This is a genomic window from Cupriavidus sp. FW305-26, from assembly GCF_058787975.1.
Map to the genome: position 1 here is coordinate 1 of NZ_JBYTAH010000029.1, position 17,359 is coordinate 17,359.

Annotated in this window: 19 protein-coding genes; 15 read left to right on the forward strand and 4 right to left on the reverse strand. The window is 68.6% G+C overall.

The genetic code is table 11. The features are described from left to right. The 4 genes from pdhA to AC3WQZ_RS17050 form a co-directional block, all read left to right on the forward strand. Nucleotides 1–1,018, forward strand: a 1,018-nt coding sequence (gene pdhA / locus AC3WQZ_RS17035; RefSeq protein WP_492300910.1) for a pyruvate dehydrogenase (acetyl-transferring) E1 component subunit alpha, incomplete at its 5' end; no start/stop codon positions are given. A 45-nt stretch (nt 1,019–1,063) separates the two neighbouring features. Continuing rightward, nucleotides 1,064–2,041, forward strand: a complete 978-nt coding sequence (locus AC3WQZ_RS17040) for an alpha-ketoacid dehydrogenase subunit beta (RefSeq protein ID WP_010810902.1) — start codon at nt 1,064–1,066, stop codon at nt 2,039–2,041. A gap of 34 nt (nt 2,042–2,075) precedes the next feature. Then, nucleotides 2,076–3,194 (forward strand): dihydrolipoamide acetyltransferase family protein, encoded by a 1,119-nt coding sequence (locus AC3WQZ_RS17045; RefSeq protein WP_010810901.1) that lies wholly within the window; start codon nt 2,076–2,078, stop codon nt 3,192–3,194. Between the two features lie 216 nt (nt 3,195–3,410). Continuing rightward, nucleotides 3,411–3,605 carry a ribbon-helix-helix domain-containing protein gene (locus AC3WQZ_RS17050; protein ID WP_058697310.1) on the forward strand — a complete coding sequence of 65 codons (195 nt, stop codon included), beginning with the start codon at nt 3,411–3,413 and terminating at the stop codon, nt 3,603–3,605. Between the two features lies 1 nt (nt 3,606). Here the strand turns inward: AC3WQZ_RS17050 and AC3WQZ_RS17055 are convergent, their stop codons facing one another. Beyond that, nucleotides 3,607–5,292: a SulP family inorganic anion transporter gene (locus AC3WQZ_RS17055; RefSeq protein ID WP_492300911.1), complete on the reverse strand. Its 1,686-nt coding sequence runs from the start codon at nt 5,290–5,292 to the stop codon at nt 3,607–3,609. 211 nt (nt 5,293–5,503) lie between these two features. Between AC3WQZ_RS17055 and AC3WQZ_RS17060 the strand changes: the two genes are divergently transcribed. Both AC3WQZ_RS17060 and AC3WQZ_RS17065 read left to right on the forward strand, forming a co-directional pair. Continuing rightward, nucleotides 5,504–5,941: a universal stress protein gene (locus AC3WQZ_RS17060; RefSeq protein ID WP_011617733.1), complete on the forward strand. Its 438-nt coding sequence runs from the start codon at nt 5,504–5,506 to the stop codon at nt 5,939–5,941. Between the two features lie 92 nt (nt 5,942–6,033). Continuing rightward, nucleotides 6,034–6,690, forward strand: a complete 657-nt coding sequence (locus AC3WQZ_RS17065; RefSeq protein WP_010810897.1) for a peroxiredoxin — start codon at nt 6,034–6,036, stop codon at nt 6,688–6,690. A gap of 268 nt (nt 6,691–6,958) precedes the next feature. On the opposite strand, the gene AC3WQZ_RS17070 is transcribed toward AC3WQZ_RS17065, so the two are convergent. Further along, a complete protein-coding gene (locus AC3WQZ_RS17070; protein ID WP_011617734.1) occupies nt 6,959–7,927 on the reverse strand; it encodes a chemotaxis protein in 969 nt (322 codons plus the stop codon). Between the two features lie 241 nt (nt 7,928–8,168). Between AC3WQZ_RS17070 and AC3WQZ_RS17075 the strand changes: the two genes are divergently transcribed. The 8 genes from AC3WQZ_RS17075 to AC3WQZ_RS17110 are packed head-to-tail and all read left to right on the forward strand — an operon-like array spanning nt 8,169 to nt 15,468. Continuing rightward, nucleotides 8,169–9,023 (forward strand): GntR family transcriptional regulator, encoded by an 855-nt coding sequence (locus AC3WQZ_RS17075; protein WP_371258364.1) that lies wholly within the window; start codon nt 8,169–8,171, stop codon nt 9,021–9,023. Then, a complete protein-coding gene (locus AC3WQZ_RS17080) occupies nt 9,020–10,789 on the forward strand; it encodes a fumarate reductase/succinate dehydrogenase flavoprotein subunit (RefSeq protein ID WP_010810894.1) in 1,770 nt (589 codons plus the stop codon). Before AC3WQZ_RS17075 ends, AC3WQZ_RS17080 begins: the two co-directional genes overlap by 4 nt. 13 nt (nt 10,790–10,802) lie before the next feature. Next, nucleotides 10,803–11,048, forward strand: a complete 246-nt coding sequence (locus tag AC3WQZ_RS17085; protein WP_010810893.1) for a 4Fe-4S dicluster domain-containing protein — start codon at nt 10,803–10,805, stop codon at nt 11,046–11,048. Between the two features lie 40 nt (nt 11,049–11,088). Next, the gene (locus AC3WQZ_RS17090) at nt 11,089–12,510 is read left to right on the forward strand and encodes an ABC transporter substrate-binding protein (protein WP_492300912.1); all 1,422 of its coding nucleotides are present in this window, start codon (nt 11,089–11,091) and stop codon (nt 12,508–12,510) included. Nucleotides 12,511–12,524: 14 nt separating this feature from the next. Continuing rightward, nucleotides 12,525–13,370: an ABC transporter permease gene (locus AC3WQZ_RS17095; RefSeq protein WP_492300913.1), complete on the forward strand. Its 846-nt coding sequence runs from the start codon at nt 12,525–12,527 to the stop codon at nt 13,368–13,370. After that, on the forward strand, nt 13,367–14,173 hold the full coding sequence (locus tag AC3WQZ_RS17100) for an ABC transporter ATP-binding protein (RefSeq protein WP_492300914.1): 807 nt from the start codon (nt 13,367–13,369) through the stop codon (nt 14,171–14,173). Before AC3WQZ_RS17095 ends, AC3WQZ_RS17100 begins: the two co-directional genes overlap by 4 nt. Nucleotides 14,174–14,197: 24 nt before the next feature. After that, complete coding sequence (locus AC3WQZ_RS17105) at nt 14,198–15,196, forward strand: HEAT repeat domain-containing protein (RefSeq protein WP_010810889.1); 999 nt, start codon at nt 14,198–14,200, stop codon at nt 15,194–15,196. A gap of 8 nt (nt 15,197–15,204) precedes the next feature. After that, nucleotides 15,205–15,468, forward strand: a complete 264-nt coding sequence (locus AC3WQZ_RS17110) for a gamma-butyrobetaine hydroxylase-like domain-containing protein (protein WP_035823310.1) — start codon at nt 15,205–15,207, stop codon at nt 15,466–15,468. 8 nt (nt 15,469–15,476) lie between these two features. Here AC3WQZ_RS17110 and AC3WQZ_RS17115 read toward each other — a convergent pair whose 3' ends face one another. Further along, nucleotides 15,477–15,737, reverse strand: a complete 261-nt coding sequence (locus AC3WQZ_RS17115; protein WP_010810887.1) for a MoaD/ThiS family protein — start codon at nt 15,735–15,737, stop codon at nt 15,477–15,479. Nucleotides 15,738–15,764: 27 nt separating this feature from the next. After that, nucleotides 15,765–16,922: a beta propeller repeat protein gene (locus AC3WQZ_RS17120; RefSeq protein WP_010810886.1), complete on the reverse strand. Its 1,158-nt coding sequence runs from the start codon at nt 16,920–16,922 to the stop codon at nt 15,765–15,767. A 224-nt stretch (nt 16,923–17,146) separates the two neighbouring features. On the opposite strand from AC3WQZ_RS17120, the gene AC3WQZ_RS17125 reads away from it, so the two are divergent. Next, nucleotides 17,147–17,332 carry a hypothetical protein gene (locus AC3WQZ_RS17125; RefSeq protein WP_010810885.1) on the forward strand — a complete coding sequence of 62 codons (186 nt, stop codon included), beginning with the start codon at nt 17,147–17,149 and terminating at the stop codon, nt 17,330–17,332. Nucleotides 17,333–17,359 lie beyond the last annotated feature (27 nt).

Consider the following 17,359-nt stretch of genomic DNA (forward strand, 5'->3'; position numbering starts at 1 on the left):
CCCCACTTCTCCTCCCCCACCCCTTGCCAGCAACCCCGACGCGCTGCTGCCGCTGTACCAGGCGATGGTGCTGACGCGCCAGTTCGACCTGAAAGCGATTGCGCTGCAGCGCACCGGCAAGATCGGCACCTTTGCCTCGGCCCTCGGCCAGGAAGCCATCGGCGTGGGCGTGGCCTTTGCGATGCGGCCCGAAGACGTGCTGGTGCCCTCGTACCGCGACCACGCGGCGCAGTTTGTGCGGGGCGTCACGATGGCCGAGAGCCTGCTCTACTGGGGCGGCGACGAACGCGGCAGCGGCTTTGCGGCGGCGCCGCATGACTTTGCCAACTGCGTGCCGATCGGCACCCAGGTCTGCCACGCGGCCGGCGCCGCCTATGCGTTCCAGCTGCGCGGCGAGCCGCGCGTGGCGGTCTGCCTGCTGGGCGACGGCGGCACCTCCAAGGGCGATTTCTATGAGGGCATGAACATGGCCGGCGCGTGGCACGCGCCGCTGGTGATCGTGATCAACAACAACCAGTGGGCAATCTCGATGCCGCGCAGCGGCCAGACCGCGGCGCAGACGCTGGCGCAGAAGGCCATTGCCGCCGGCATCCCCGGTGAGCAGGTCGACGGCAACGACGTGGTCGCGGTGCGGCACCGCGTCGGCGAGGCCATCGCGCGCGCGCGCGACGGCGGCGGCCCGGCGCTGATCGAGGCCATCACCTATCGCCTGGGCGACCACACCACCGCCGACGACGCCTCGCGCTACCGCGACGAGGCCAGCGTCAAGGCGCACTGGCAGGAAGAGCCGCTGCTGCGGCTGCGCACGCACCTGCTGGCGCTGCACGCGTGGGACGCGGCGCGCGAGGAAGCGCTGGTCAAGGCCTGCTCACAGCAGGTGGCGCAGGCCGTGGAGACTTACCTGGCCGTGCCGCAGCCGGACCCGGCCGCGATGTTCGACTGCCTGTACGCAACCATGCCGGCCGAATTGCAGGCGCAGCTGGAGATTGCCCGGCGCTTCCTGGCGCCGCACGTATAACCAGCAAACCCTGCGCCTTCACCTGGCGACCACAGCGAGCGAACCATGGCGGAAATCAATCTGGTCGAAGCAGTCAACCTGGCGCTGGCCCATGCGCTCGAGCACGATCCCGATGTGCTGCTGCTGGGCGAGGATATCGGCGTCAATGGCGGCGTGTTCCGCGCCACCGCAGGCCTGCAGGCGCGCTTTGGCGCGGCGCGCGTCATGGATACGCCGCTGGCCGAAGGCGGCATCGTCGGCGCGGCGATCGGCATGGCGGCAATGGGGCTCAAGCCGGTGGCCGAGATCCAGTTCACCGGCTTTATCTACCCCGCGGTCGACCACATCATCAACCACGCCGCACGCATGCGGCATCGCACGCGCGGGCGCTTGTCATGTCCGATGGTGGTGCGCTCGCCGTGCGGTGCCGGCATCCATGCACCCGAGCATCATTCCGAAAGCCCGGAGGCGATGTTCGCGCATATGCCCGGCATCCGCGTGGTGGTGCCTTCATCGCCCGCGCGCGCGTACGGGCTGCTGCTGGCGGCCATCGCCGATCCGGACCCGGTCATCTTCCTCGAACCCACGCGGCTGTACCGCCTGTTCCGCCAGGAAGTGGCCGACGACGGCGCCGCGCTGCCGCTGGACACCTGCTTCACGCTGCGCGAAGGCAGCGACATCACGCTGGTGAGCTGGGGCGCGATGGTGCAGGAGACGCTCGCCGCCGCGGACGCACTGGCAGGCGAAGGCGTGACGGCCACGGTCATCGACGTGGCCACGCTCAAGCCGCTGGACATGCAGACCATCCTGGAATCGGTGACGCGCACGGGCCGCTGCGTGATCGTGCACGAGGCCCCGCGCACCGCCGGCTTCGGCGCCGAGATCGCGGCGCAGCTGGCCGACGCGGGCCTCTACTCACTGGCCGCGCCGGTGCAGCGCGTGACCGGCTTCGACACCGTGGTGCCGCTGGCGCGGCTGGAATACACCTACCTGCCTGGCGTCGCCCGCATCGTCGACGCGGCGCGCAAGGCGATGGCAGCGTAATGCGAGAGTTGCCGACGATAGGCAAGGAGTGCCGATGAGAGTCTTCAAGCTGCCCGACCTGGGCGAAGGCCTGCAGGAGGCCGAGATCGTGACCTGGCACGTCAAGACCGGCGACACCGTGGCCGCTGACCAGCCGCTGCTGTCGGTGGAGACGGCCAAGGCCATCGTGGAAATCCCGTCGCCCTATGCAGGCACCATCGCCAAGCTGTTTGCCCAGCCCGGCGATATCGTCCACCTGGGCGCGCCGCTGGTCGGCGTCGAGGGTGCGGGCGAGGATGCCGACGCCGGCACCGTGGTGGGCTCGGTCCAGGTCGGCACGCACGTGGTCAATGAAGCCGCGCCCGCGGGCTCCGCGGCACCCGCCGCGGCCATGGCCGCCCGCGTCAAGGCCACGCCGGCGGTGCGCGCGCTGGCGCGCCGGCTCGGGGTGGACCTGGCAATGGCCACGGCATCGGGCCCCGAGGGCGTCGTCACCGCCGCCGACGTGGAACGGGTAGCCAGCACGCTGGCCGAACTGGGCGCGCCGGAACAGCTGCGCGGCGTGCGCCGGGCGATGGCGCAGAACATGGCGCGTGCACAAGCCGAAGTGGCCGCCGCCACCGTGATGGACGACGCCGACATCCACGCCTGGCAGCCCGGCGCCGATGTCACCATCCGGCTGGTGCGCGCCCTGGTGGCCGGCTGCCGCGCCGAACCCGGCCTCAATGCCTGGTACGAAGGCCAGACCGCCCGCCGCCACGTACTGAAGAAGATCGACGTCGGCATCGCGGCCGACCTGCCCGAAGGCCTGTTCGTGCCGGTGCTGCGCGACGTCGGCAACCGCGATGCCGCAGACCTGCGCCACGGCCTGGACCGCATGCGCGCCGACATCCGCGCGCGCACCATCGCGCCGGAGGAGATGCGCGGCAACACCATCACGCTGTCCAACTTCGGCATGATCGCGGGGCGCTATGCCGCGCCAATCGTGGTGCCGCCGACCGTGGCAATCCTGGGTGCGGGGCGCGTGCGCGAGGAAGTGGTAGCAGCCGGCGGCGTGCCGGCGGTGCACCGGGTGATGCCGCTGAGCCTGACCTTTGACCATCGCGTGGTGACGGGTGGGGAGGCGGCGCGGTTTCTGGCGGCGGTGATTGCGGATCTGGAGATGGCGGTGTAGCGGTCGAAGACAACAGGGAGCCGACGAGCAAATAGCCTCGGAGAATACTGCCGCCCCTCGTGTACGCTCCCCTCTCCCGCAAGCGGAAGAGGGGAGCAAACCGCCGGTGTGCTGGCACCGATCGGGAATCGGGCGCTGCGGTGGCCCTGTATATAATGCGTTTCCGATCGCCGCTGCCGTCAAGCCGGACCTATCCGGACAGCCGGACCCCCCCTCATGGAATCCAAGACCGCCCGCCTTACCATCCTGATCGATCCGGTCAAGAAGAAGGCCTTTGAAACCCTGTGCGCCTCACAGGACCTGACACCGTCGCAGGTCGTGCGCCAGCTGATCCGCGAATACCTGGCCCAGCATGGCGTGGAATACGCCACCACGGCCAAGCCTGCGGGCAGCACGCGGCAGAAGAAGTAACTCAGCGCGGGGCGTCGCCCTCGCCTGCACCTTCGCCTGCCAGCTCGCCGCAGCGCTGCACCACCTGCGCCAGCGAATCCACGTAGTTGCCCTCCCCCAGCGCCGCCAGCACGCCTGCGCGCGCCAGCTTTTCCCTGACCCGCTCGTTGGCTTCGGCCAGCACCACCGGCACGCCGCGCTTCTGCAGCGTCACGATCACGGCCTCCAGCGTCTGCAGTCCGGTCATGTCCATGAAGGGCACGCGGCCCAGGCGGATCAGCAGCACGCGCGGCTCGGTATGGGTCTGCACCAGTGCGCGCTCGCACGCTTCCACGGCACCGAAGAAGAACGGTCCGTCGATGGCATAGACCAGCACGCCCGGCGGCATCCGCGCGGGCAGGCCGGCGCCGGTATCGCCCAGTTCGCGCTCTACGTCCACGACATCCTGGCGCGCCACCTCCACTGACGCCGACATGCGCCGCAGGAACTGCAGCATGGCCAGGATCACCCCGATATTGACCGCCACCACCAGGTCGGTCAGCACGGTCAGGGTGAAGGTGATCAGCAGGATGGCCACGTCGGCGCGCGGCGCGCGGCGGGCCATGCGCGCGAACTGGCGCCCCTCGCTCATGTTGTAGGCCACCACGAACAGGATCGCGGCCAGCGTCGCCAGCGGCACGCTGGCCGCGAGCGGCGCCAGGAACAGCAGCACCATTACCAGCGTGAGCGCATGCACCACGCCGGCCAGCGGGCTGTTGCCGCCATTGCGGATATTGGTGGCGGTGCGGGCGATGGCGCCGGTGGCGGCAAACCCGCCGAACAGCGGCGCCAGGATATTGGCGATGCCCTGGCCGACCAGCTCCTGGTTGGAATCGTGCCGCGTGCCAGCCATGCCGTCGGCCACCACCGAGGACAGCAATGACTCGATCGCGCCCAGCATGGCGATGGTGAATGCCGGCCCGGCCAGCTCCAGCACGCGTGCCAGCGTGATGTCCGGCAGCGCGGGCACGGGCAGCCCGCGCGGCAGGCCGCCAAAGGCGGTGCCGATGGTGGCGACGCCGTCAAAGCGGAACAGCGCCTGCACCGCGGTGGCAACCAGCAGCGCCACCAGCGGCCCGGGGATGCGCCGCAGCCAGCGCACGCGCGGCGCGCCCACTACCAGCGCCAGGCTGCCCAGCGCCAGCGCGGTGGTGGCCGGGTGCCATTGCGGCAGCGCCTGCAGCAGGTGCCAGAGTTTTTCGTGGAAATGCTCGCCGGCGACCGGCGGCAGACCGAAGAAATCGCGCCACTGGCCGACAAAGATGATCACGCCGATGCCAGCCGTGAAGCCGACGATCACCGGCGCGGGAACGAACCGGATCACGCTGCCCAGCCGCGTCAGCCCCATCGCCAGCAGGATCAGCCCCGCCATCAGGGTGGCGATCTGCAAGCCGTCGATGCCATGGCGCGCGGTCACGGCGGACAGCACCACGATAAACGCGCCGGTGGGCCCCGCGATCTGCAGCCGGCTGCCGCCGAACAGCGACACCGCCAGCCCGGCGACGATGGCCGTGTACAGGCCCTGCTCCGGCTTGGCGCCTGACGCGATCGCAAACGCCATGGCCAGCGGCAGCGCCACCACCCCGACGATCACGCCCGACACGATGTTCGGCAGCCAGTTGCCGCGTCGGAACAGTCCGGCCAGCCAAGCTTCGCGCAGCGCGATCATGCGTCAATCCCTCGGGTTCGTGCAGGATGATGATGGTGAATTGGATGATAACAGCATGTTAATGCCCGCCGGCTTGCGGCTCGCGCCGTGATATTCGCCACGCCTGCACTGTCGCTTATGCCACTCAATTCCTATACTGGATTGGCTCGCCCGGGCGTACGGGGTATGGGCCAGGGCGGACGCGGCAATCTTCTGCAATCGGAGGCCCATCATGTTCAAGCACCTCCTTGTGCCTACCGACGGCTCCGCACGCGCCGACGCGATGGCGGCCCGCGCCATGGCCTTTGCCAGCCGCATCGGCGCCCGCGTGACCGGGCTGCATGTGATTCCCGAGTACCACGTACTGACCTACCGGCTGACCAGCCTGCAGGACACCAAGGACACCTTTGCCGCAGAAGCAGCGCGCCACGCGGATACCTTCCTGGCCGCGCTCAGCCACACCGCGGCGCAGGCCGGCGTGGCCTGCGAGACCGTTACGGCCACCGACGACCATCCCTGGCAGGCCATCATCCAGTGCGCGCAGCAGCGCGACTGCGACCTGATCGTGATGTCGTCGCATGGCAAGCGCGGGCTGCAGGCGCTGCTGATCGGCAGCGAAACCCACAAGGTCCTGACCCACAGCACGATCCCGGTGCTGGTCTTCCGCTAGGCGGCCGGGCGAACAACGAGACAGCGCGATAGCGGGCAACAGTGCGCGGCGACGCGCGTTTCCAAACCACGCCAACTGCAAGGAGCGCAACCATGGCGATTCGACTGGGCGAGCAAGCCCCTGATTTCACCGCCGACACCACGGAAGGCAAGATCAGCTTCCATGAATGGATCGGCGACAACTGGGCCATCCTGTTCTCGCATCCCAAGGACTTCACGCCGGTGTGCACCACCGAACTGGGCTATATGGCCCGGCTCAAGCCCGAATTCGACAAGCGCAACACCAAGATCATCGGCCTGAGCATCGACCCGGTCGGCGACCACCAGCGCTGGGTCAAGGACATCGAGGAAACGCAGAACTGCACCATCAACTATCCGATGATCGGCGACGCAGACCTGAAGGTGGCCAAGCTCTACGACATGATCCACCCCGAGGCCAGTGGCAGCGGCCCGCGCACGGCGGTAGACAACGCCACCATCCGCTCGGTGTTCATCATCGGCCCGGACAAGAAGGTCAAGGCCATGCTGGTGTACCCGATGAGCGCCGGGCGCAATTTCGACGAGGTGCTGCGCCTGCTGGATTCGCTGCAGCTCAATGCCAAGCACACCGTGGCCACGCCGGTGAACTGGAAGCCGGGCGAGGACGTCATCATCCCGACATCGGTCTCGGACGAGGAGGCCAAGAAGAAGTACCCGCAGGGCTTCAAGACCCTGAAGCCCTACCTGCGCACGGTGGAGCAGCCCAAGTAAGGGGAGCGAGAAGCGCCAGCACCAGGGAGTGCGGGCGGGGGGGGGGGGGGCGCCCGCCGCCTCCCGGGCAGTCACGGCCGGGAGGCCCGACTTGTCCACAGGAACTATCCACAGCTTCAGTGGATATCCCCCCTCTTGACAACCGCAAAGGGCGCGCCGGTGCTGGAATTCACTGGAGTGCCCGTTTTATAGGCAACCCTCCGGGCTACGGGAATGGTTGCGGGCGTTCGAATTTTGTGCCTGTTGCGATTCTTCCGCCACCGGGCGCTCAGCGCGTCAGCACCTCGCGGATGGTGTCGGCCAGTTCCTTGGCCACGAATTTCGCTACATAAGCGTCCGCGCCCACCTTGCGCACATGCTCCTCGCTGGCCTCTCCCGACAGTGACGAGTGAATCACCACCGGCAGCGACTTCAGCCGGCTGTCCGCCTTGATCTTGCGGGTCAGGGTGAAACCGTCCATCTCCGGCATCTCCAGGTCGGTCAGCACCAGCGCCACCTCGTCCTGCACTGACCTGCCATGGCTGGCCGCCTCGGCGGCGATGCGGTCGAGCAGCTCCCACGCCTCCTTGCCGGACTTGGTCATCACCACCGGCGCGCCCAGCGCCTTCAGCCCCTGCTCGATCAGGCCGCGCGCCAGTGCCGAATCGTCGGCGGCAATGACCTTGGCGCCGGGGCGCAGGCTCAACTGCGGGCCGACCGTGCCCGGGTCCACGTCCGGCTGCCGCGTCGGCAGCACATCGCGCAGGATCTGCTCGACGTCCAGCACCTGCACCAGCCGCGACGGGTCCGCGCCCCCGGCGGTGTCCCCGTCCAGCTTGGCGATGCTGGTGACGTGGCCGGTCCGCACGCTGGCCTCGGCCGAATGCACCTGGTTCCACTCCAGGCGCACAATTTCCTCCACTGCCTCTACCGCGAAGCCCTGCGTCGAACGTGCATATTCCGTCACCAGCAGGATGCCCAGGCCGCTGCGCGGCTTGCAGCCCACCAGCCGGGGCAGGTCGATCACCGGGATCACCTGGCCGCGGATATCCGCCATGCCCAGGATCGACGGGTCGGCCCCCACCACGGTCGTCACGTGCGGCATCACCAGGATCTCGCGCACCTTGAAGACATTGATCCCGAACAGCTCCGTCTGGCCGGAATGCTCGGCTTCGCCAAGCCGGAACAGCAGCAGCTCGAACTGGTTGTTGTTGGTCAGGTTGGTCCGTTCGTCGATGTCCCTCATGGAACTGCTCATGCTGCGCTCCCGTGCCGTGCGTGTGGTTTTTACCGCCGTCGTTGTCATCAGCCTGCGGCCGCGGCGGATGGCGGACGGCAGGGTTCATGACTGGATATCGGCGCGGGGCAACGGGAGTTGAGAGGCGCACGCAGCGCGTGTTCGGATTTCATCCTTGCATATCCGGATTGCTTCGTTCCTCCGGCGCAGCGTCGTCCATATAGTGGTTCCCAACTTGTCATAACACGCTATGTCGATCCCCATGACGACCCGGACCAACGTGGTACCCGTCCCCGCCGCCGCAGCCATGCCGGCACCGATCCCGCTGCCGCTCTATACGCAAATCAAGGACGCCTTGCGCGCCAGCATCCTGGACGGCACCTATCCGCCGCACCACCAGATGCCGTCGGAAAGCGAGCTGGGCGAGCGCTTTCGCGCCAGCCGCATCACCGTGCGCCAGGCGCTGGGCGACCTGCAGAAGGAGGGGCTGATCTTCAAGATCCATGGCAAGGGCACCTTCGTCTCCAAGCCCCGCGCCTTCCAGAACGTGACTTCGCTGCAAGGCTTTGCCGAGGCCATGTCGAGCATGGGCTACGAGATCCTGAACCAGATACGCAACTGCAAATGCGTACCTGCCAGCCGTCACGTTGCCACGCAACTGCGGCTGCGCGAAGGCGATCCGGTGGTGGAGATCCGGCGCGTGCGCCTGCTCAACCGCGAGCCGGTGTCGCTGGAGCTGACCTGGGTGTCCGAGGCCGTCGGCCGCCGCCTGCTCACTGCCGACCTGGCCACGCGCGACATCTTCCTGATCCTGGAAAACGACTGTGGCGTGAAGCTCGGCCATGCCGACCTGAGTGTCGACGCCATCCTCGCCGACGACGAGCTGACCCAGGCCCTGCGCATCGAGGAAGGCGCGCCGGTGCTGCGCATCGAACGCCTGACCCATGACGCGCAAGGCACGCCTATCGATTACGAGTTCCTCTACTTCCGCGGCGACGCGTTCCAGTACCGGCTGCGCGCAGACCGGCACAAGACCGCGCCAGCCGCCAGCGTCACCAGCCCAGCCGGCCATGCACGGCCCCGCAAACCAGCCAGCAAGGGGAAGCCCTCCGCATGAATACCCTGACTCACGAATACGACATCGTTGTCGTCGGCGGCGGCACCGCCGGCCCGATGGCCGCGATCAAGGCCAAGGAACGCAACCCCGCGCTGCGCGTGCTGCTGCTCGACAAGGCGCACGTCAAGCGCAGCGGCGCCATCTCGATGGGCATGGACGGGCTGAACAATGCCGTGATCCCCGGCCACGCCACGCCCGAGCAGTACACCCGCGAGATCACCGTGGCCAACGACGGCATCGTCGACCAGTCCACCGTTTATGCCTACGCGCGCCACAGCTTTGCCACCATCGAGCAGCTGGATCGCTGGGGCGTCAGGTTCGAGAAGGACGAGACCGGCGACTACGCAGTGAAGAAGGTCCATCACATGGGCTCCTATGTGCTGCCGATGCCGGAAGGACACAACGTCAAGAAGGTGCTGTACCGCCAGCTCAAGCGCGCGCGGGTAGAGATCACCAACCGCATCGTCGCCACGCGCGTGCTGACCGACGCCAGCGGCGCCGCCGGCGGCGTGATGGGCTTCGACTGCCGCAGCGCGGACTTCCACGTGATCCGCGCGCGCGCCGTGATCCTGTGCTGCGGCGCGGCCGGCCGCCTGGGCCTGCCCGCTTCCGGCTACCTGATGGGCACCTACGAGAACCCGACCAATGCCGGCGACGGCTATGCCATGGCCTATCACGCCGGCGCCGCGCTGGCCAACCTGGAGTGCTTCCAGATCAATCCGCTGATCAAGGACTACAACGGCCCGGCCTGCGCCTACGTGACCGGCCCGCTGGGCGGCTATACCGCCAACGGCAAGGGCGAGCGCTTTATCGAATGCGACTACTGGAGCGGCCAGATGATGTGGGAGTTCTACCAGGAGCTCCAGGGCGGCAACGGCCCGGTGTTTCTGAAGCTTGACCACCTGGCGGAAGAAACCATCCAGACCATCGAGACGATCCTGCACACCAACGAACGGCCCAGCCGCGGCCAGTTCCACGCCGGGCGCGGCACCGACTACCGCAGGCAGATGGTGGAGATGCATATCTCGGAGATCGGCTTCTGCAGCGGCCACAGCGCTTCCGGCGTGCATGTGAACGAGCGCGCCGAGACTACCGTGCCGGGCCTGTACGCGGCCGGAGACATGGCCGCCGTGCCGCACAACTACATGCTGGGCGCCTTCACCTATGGCTGGTTTGCCGGGCACAACGCGGCCGACTACGTCGCCGGCCGCGGCCTGCCTGAAGCCGATGCGGCCCAGGTCGAGGCGGAGCGCGCGCGCGTGTTCGCACCGCTGGCGCGCGAGAGTGGGCTGCCGCCCGCCCAGGTGGAATACAAGCTGCGCCGCATGGTCAACGACTACCTGCAGCCGCCCAAGGTCACGCGCAAGATGGAAATCGGCCTGCAGCGCTTTGACGCCATCGCCGAGGACATCGGCCAGATCCGCGCCGCCAATCCGCACGAGCTGATGCGCGCGGTCGAGGTGATGGCAATCCGCGACTGCGCCGAGATGGCGGCACGCGCCTCCCTGTTCCGCACCGAGAGCCGCTGGGGTCTCTACCACCATCGCGTCGACTATCCGCAGCGCAATGATGCGGACTGGTTCTGCCATACGCACCTGAGCAAGGATGAAGCCGGGCGCATGGTCAGCCACAAGCGCGCGATCGAGCCGTACATCGTCCCGGTGGCAGGCGACGACGCCACCGCCTACCAGCGGCTGCGCGTCAGCCGCGGCCAGGCCGCCGCCACGGCCGCCACTGCCGAACCCGCCACCCTGGCTGCCGCCTGAAGGAACCCACGCCATGGCCTACACCCCGCATGAGATCGCCCAGCGCAGCAGCGCGCCGGTCACCATCGATGAAGACAAGTGCATTGCCGACAAGGGCTGCACGGTCTGCGTCGATGTCTGCCCGATGGACCTGCTGGCCATCGACCTGACCAAAGGCAAGGCATTCATGCAGTTCGACGAGTGCTGGTACTGCATGCCCTGCGAGAAGGATTGCCCGACGGGCGCGGTCAGGGTCGAGATCCCGTACCTGCTGCGTTGATTGCCCCGCTTCATGACAACAGCACCACAGAGATAACCCCATGAAAGCCTCCACCAGCATCCACCTGCTCCTGGCACTGGCCGCCGCCAGCCTGGCCGGCACGGCCAGTGCCGAAACCATCCGCGTTGCCATCGGCACGCAGGACACCACCATCAACTGCGCCACCGGCGGCCTGCTGATCCGCGAACTGAAGCTGCTCGACAAGTACCTGCCGCGCACCGGCAAGTACAAGGACGTCACCTACGACGTGCAATGGAAGAACTTCACCTCCGGCCCGCCGCTGACCAACGAGATGGTGGCCGACAAGCTGGATATCGGCGCCATGGCGGACTTCCCCGGCTCGCTCAATGCCGCGGCCTTCCAGAAGGCCGGCAAGAAGAGCCTGTTCATCGCGCCGCTGTCGGGCAACGCGATCGGCACCGGCAACGGCATCGTGGTGCCGGCGGATTCGCCGGTCCAGTCGCTGGCGGAACTCAGGGGCAAGACCATCTCGGTGCCGTTCGGCTCCACCGCGCACGGCATGCTGCTGCGCGCGATCAAGCGCCAGGGCTGGGACCCGGACAAGGACGTGACCCTGGTGTCGCAGTCGCCCGAGGTCGGCGGCTCGGCGCTGCAGGCACACAAGGTGGACGGCCATGCCAACTTCGTGCCCTTCCCCGAGCTCCTTGTCTTCCGCGGCTTTGCCCGCAAGATCTATGACGGCGCCCAGGCCGAGGCCCCCACCTTCCACGGCGCGCTGGTGAACGCGGAATACGCGCAGAAGTACCCGGAGATCGTGGTGGCCTACCTGCGCGCCGCGATCGAGGCCGACCGCCTGATGGCGGCGGAGCCCGAGAAATACAGCGAGCTGATTGCCCGGGTGACCGGCATCGACGCCGAGGTGGACTACCTGTTCCATGGCCCGCTCGGCCTGCAGAACCGCGACTACACCTGGAAGCCGGAGTACCGCCAGGCGCTGCAGACCTCGATCGAGACGCTGAAGCTGCTCAAGCGCACCGATGCCGACCTCAGCGCCGACACCGTGATCGACGAGCGCTACATCCGCGAAGCCTTCAGGCTGGAGGGGCTGGACTATGAAGCGCGCCTGAAGTCCTACGACAAACAGCCCCTCGCGGCGAAGGACGCGGGCAGCGGCAAACCCATCGCCGAACCGAAGCTGGCCGCGCAGCTGTGGCTGCGGGGCGAGTCCAGGGTGCGCGCCTATGCCTCGCCGGCTGCAGCATTCGCCGCGCTCAGGCAGGCTGCAAAAGAGGGCAAGCAGGCGCGCGTGCTGTATGTGCATGACCGCAATACCGGCCTGAAGCTGCTGGCCAGCAAGGCGTGGTACGTGCAGGACGGCAAGGGGCAGGTGAGCGCCTTCCTGCTCAAGGGCTCAGCGGATGGCTGGGCAAAGGCCAATGGTGGCAATGTGCGGGACTTTGCCGCAGTCAGCGGCGCCGCGGTCGCCGTGGCCAGCAACTGACGCGGAGCGCGCCCATGACCTCGATCAGCCTTGAAGCGGGGGCGCCCCCGGTGGCACCGGCCGCGCCGGGCGCGGCACGCGTGCGGCTGGTACGCTGGCTGGTGCGCCTGGCCGCGCTGGCCAGCTGCATCGTGCTGTGGCAGCTGGCCTCGTCCCACCGGGCCCACCTCGGCCTCGTCACCTTCGCCAACGTGCCCGCGCCCAGCGACGTGGTTCCGGCGGCCTGGCAACTGCTGCAGTCACCCAAGCTGGTGCTGCACCTGAGCAACAGCCTGTACCGCGTGTTTGCCGGCTTTGGCGCGGCGGCCGTGGCTGGCATCGTGCTCGGCATGGCGATCGGCCGCTCGCGCTGGCTGGAAGACCTGCTGCTGCCACCGCTGGAGGTGCTGCGCCCGATCCCCGGCGTGGCGTGGATTCCGCTGGCAATCCTGATGTTCCCGTCTTCGGAGCTGAGCATGATCTTCATCACCTTCATCGGGGCGCTGTTCCCGATCCTGCTCAACACCATCCACGGCGTGGAGCGCACCGACCCGCGCCTGGTCGCCACGGCGCGCAGCCTGGGCGCGCGCCGCTGGACCGTGTTCCCCGAGGTGCTGCTGCCCGCGGCGCTGCCGAGTATCGTCACCGGGCTGGCGATCGGCATGGGCACGTCCTGGTTCTGCCTGGTCACCGCCGAGATGATCGCCGGCCAGTACGGCATCGGCTACTACACGTGGGAGGCCTACAACCTGCAGAACTATGCAGACATCGTCGTCGGCATGCTCCTGATCGGTGCCTTCGGCATGGGCAGCAGCGCGCTGATCAAGCGCCTCGGCGCGTGGCTGATGCCGTGGACCCGCCTGCAGCAGGTGCGCGCATGACGAGCCAACCGATCCGCGCGGGCCGCCTGCAGGTGCGCGGCCTGGATGTGGCGCTGGGCCAGGGCGATGCCGCCTTCACCGCCGTGCACCAGCTATCCATCGACATTCCCGCCGGGCAGTTCGTCTGCATCCTGGGGCCGTCGGGCTGCGGCAAGTCCACGCTGCTGGGCGCCATCGCCGGACACCTGCCGGCGGCGGCGGGCGAGATCCTGCTCGACGGGGCGCCGGTGCGCGGCCCCGCGCCGGAGCGCGGGCTGGTGTTCCAGCAGCACTCGCTGTTCCCGTGGAAGCGCGTGCTCGACAACGTCGCCTTCGGCCTGAAGATGCAGGGCGTGCCCACCGCCGAGCGCAAGCGCGAGGCGCAGGCCCTGCTGGACCTGGTCGGCCTGAGCGGCTTCGCGCAGCGCTACCCCGCCCAGCTTTCCGGCGGCATGCAGCAGCGCGCGGAGATTGCGCGCGTGCTGATCAACCGGCCGCGCGTGCTGCTGATGGACGAGCCCTTCGGTGCGCTCGACGCGCAGACCCGCGCCCATATGCAAGCCCTGCTGCTCGAGGTCTGGGCGCGGATGCGCACCACCGTGGTCTTCGTCACCCATGACATCGACGAGGCGCTGTTCCTGGCCGACCGCGTGCTGGTGATGTCGCCACGGCCCGGACGCATCCTTGAAGATATCGCTATCCCCTTCGAGCGGCCCCGCCGCGCCGAGTTGATGACCGATGACGATTTCATCCGGCTCAAGCGCCGCTGCCGCGACCTGCTGCACGACCACACCCAGGCCAGCGCGCTCGCGACCGCCGCCTGACCGCTATCGACCTGACTGCCATCCATGCCGCAAGCTTCCACCCTGCCTGACGAATCCCTGTTTGATCTCGATCCCTCCATCGGCGCGCTGACGCTGCGCCTGGCCGACCCCGACCCCGCGGTGCGACGCGTGGCCGTGCTGCAACTTGCCGACCTGGAGGATGAAGACGGCGTGCCGCTGCTGCTGCAGCGCCTGCAATCGGACCCTGCCGAATCCGTGCGCGCGGAAGCCGCGCGCACGCTGGCCAGCTGGGAACAGGAAGCGGTCGTCCCGGCGCTGGCCGCGGCACTGGCCGACCCCAGCCGCGAAGTGGCCGAAGCGGCAGCACAGGGATTGTCGGAACTGAAGGCGCCCGCCTCCGGTGCCGCCTTGCTGCCGTGGGTCACGCACGGCGATCCCTTTGTCCGGGCGGCCGCGTGGCGCGGCCTGCGCGAGCTGCGCTATGCGGCCGGCTTCGATGCGGCCATGGCGGCCCTGTCCGACGCGGCCGCCCCGGTGCGCCGCGAAGCCGTGGCCGTGCTGGGCTGGCTCAGGCGCAGCGAAGCCCTGCCCGCGCTGGCACAAGCTGCGACCAGCGATGCCGATACCGACGTCAGGCGCGCCGCCGCCGGCGCGCTCGGCCTGGCTGCCGACCCGTCGGCGCGCGATGCGTTGCTGGCGGCCCTGCGCGACGGCGCCTGGCAGGTGCGGGAAGAAGCCGCGCAGACGCTGGGAAAACTGAAATTCCCTGAAGCCGTGGGCCCGTTGATCGACGCGCTGGAGGACCGCTACTGGCAGGTCCGCCTGCAGGCCGCCAGGGCTCTCGGCAAGCTGCGCGACCGCGCGGCGCTGGTGCCGCTGACGATGCAGCTGGCCCACGCCATCAGCAACCTGCGCAAGGAGGCCGCGCTGTCGCTGGGGAGCCTGCGGGATGCAGCAGCCGTGCCGGCCCTTGCCTCGGCCGCCGACGATGCCGATCCGGAGGTACGCAAGGCCGTGCGCATTGCGCTGGCGCAGATCGGCGCGCCGGAGGCTCATGCATGAGCGGCGGCATGGTCGTACCCACGCGCCTGGAGCTCTCCCGCGCCAACGGCGCGCTGCGCGTCTACTGGCCAGACGGCCAGTGCCAGTCGCTGGACCCGGGCCGCTTGCGCGCAGCCTGCCGTTGCGCCGCCTGCCGCGGCAAGCCCTCGGAGGCCGGGCCGGGCGACACGCAAATCGTCGCCCTCGGCGAAATGGGCTATGGTGTGCAGATCGTGTTCAGCGACGGGCACGACCGCGGCATCTACCCGTGGCCGTACCTGCAGGCGCTGTAGCCGGGCGCTTACCCGCCCGCCAGCGCCTGCAGGATATGCACCTCGTCGGTTTCCTTCAACGGCGCGTCCAGCCGCATCAGCTGCGTGCGGTTGACGAAGACGCGGATATACGGCCGCAGCTTGCCCTGCTCATCGACGATGCGAAAGCGCATGCCGGGGAACTGGCGGTCAAGGTCGTCGAGCAGCTCGGCGATGCTGGCGCCACGGGCCTCGACGTATTCGCGCTGTCCGGTATAGGAGAAGAGCGGCGTCGCGATACGGACCTGCATGGAAGTTCTCCGGTCGGCTGATGGCATTCAGGCAGGGCGCGCCACGGTAACCGCGTAGACCTGCGGCAGGTTGCGGGCGATGCATTGCCAGCCCTCGCCTTCATCGGCACTGGCCCAGATCTCGCCGCCGGTGGTGCCGAAGTACACGCCCACCGGCGCGTGGCCGTCGGTGGCCATGGCCTGGCGCTTGACCGTGAACCAGCCTTGTTCGGCGGGCAGGCCGCGGTCCTGGCGCTGCCAGGTTTCGCCGGCATCGCGCGTGACATACGCTGCCGGGCGGCCGCCCGGGCTGACGCGCGGCCAGACGTCGCTGCCATCCATCGGGAACACCCAGACCGTGCGCGGATCGCGGCGGTGGGCGACGATGGGGAAGCCGATATCGCCCACTTCCGCCGGCATGGCTTCGCCGATGCGTTTCCACACGCCTTCGCGGCGGTCCATGCGGTAGATGCCGCAATGGTTCTGCTGGTACAGGATGTCCGGGTCGGCGGGATGCTGCAGCATGCAGTGCGGATCCTGGCCGTACTCGGGATTGGGATCGGGCAGGAAGGTGGCGAGGCTGCCGCGGTTCAGCGGCTTCCAGTCCGCGCCGCCGTCGGTGCTCTCGAACACGCCGCCGCTGGACATGCCGATATACAGGTGGCGCGCGTCGCGCGGATCGACCAGCACGGAATGCATCTTGGGGCCGTCGGGCGTGCCGTCCTGCTCGCCGCCGGTCCAGGTGCGCCAGTTCGGGTGGTCGTTGAAGCCTGATACCGGCTCCCAGGTCACGCCGTGGTCGGCGCTGCGGAACAGGCCCTGCGGCGAGGTGCCGGCATACCAGGTGCCGGGCTCGCTGGCATGGCCGGGCGTGAGCCAGAACACGTGGTCGACGACGCGGCCGGTCTCGCCCTCCGGGGCCTTGTCGAAGGCGGGCGGGCGCGCGGCTTCGGTCCAGTTGCGGCCGCCGTCGGTGGAGCGGAACACGGTCGGGCCCAGGTGGCCGGTGCGCGCCGCCATCAGCATGCGCGACGGGTCGCGCGGGTCCTGCACGATATGGTGGATGGTATGGCCGAGGAACGTCGGGCCCTCGATCTGCCAGCTGCGGCGCGCGGCGTCGCTGGTCAGGAACCAGGCGCCCTTGGTGGTGGCCACCAGCAGCCTGACGGGGCCGGTGTCGGTTTCGGGTGTGGGGGAAGTCGTCATCTTGGCTCCTGCAAGAAGGCCGGTGAACGATGCTTTCTGAGTCTAGTACATGTAGACAGTGTTCACAATTAAAGATGGCGGAGCTGTGGCCGGCAGGCCGGCCACAGCCACCATGATTACGAAGTAGCACGGAGTTAAAAGCGGAAGCCCGCAACTTGCCTGGACATTGCGCGCGAAGTGTGGCATAAGCAATGTTCCCCCGATGCTTTCGCGCCCCGACACCCATGCTTCGCACTGTCCGCTTCGCCACCCTGAACCGCCCGGCCCTGCCGGCGGCAGGCGTGCGCGCCGCGCAGCGCCCGGGCGCCGCCATCGACCTGGCCGACCGCTTCCACGCGTACGCCCAGGTCCGCCGCGCCGTGCTTTTCCTGGCCGTGCGGGCAGCTCGGGGCGCCACCCTCCAGTCCTGAGCTTTCCCGCACGGCCCATGTCGCGGA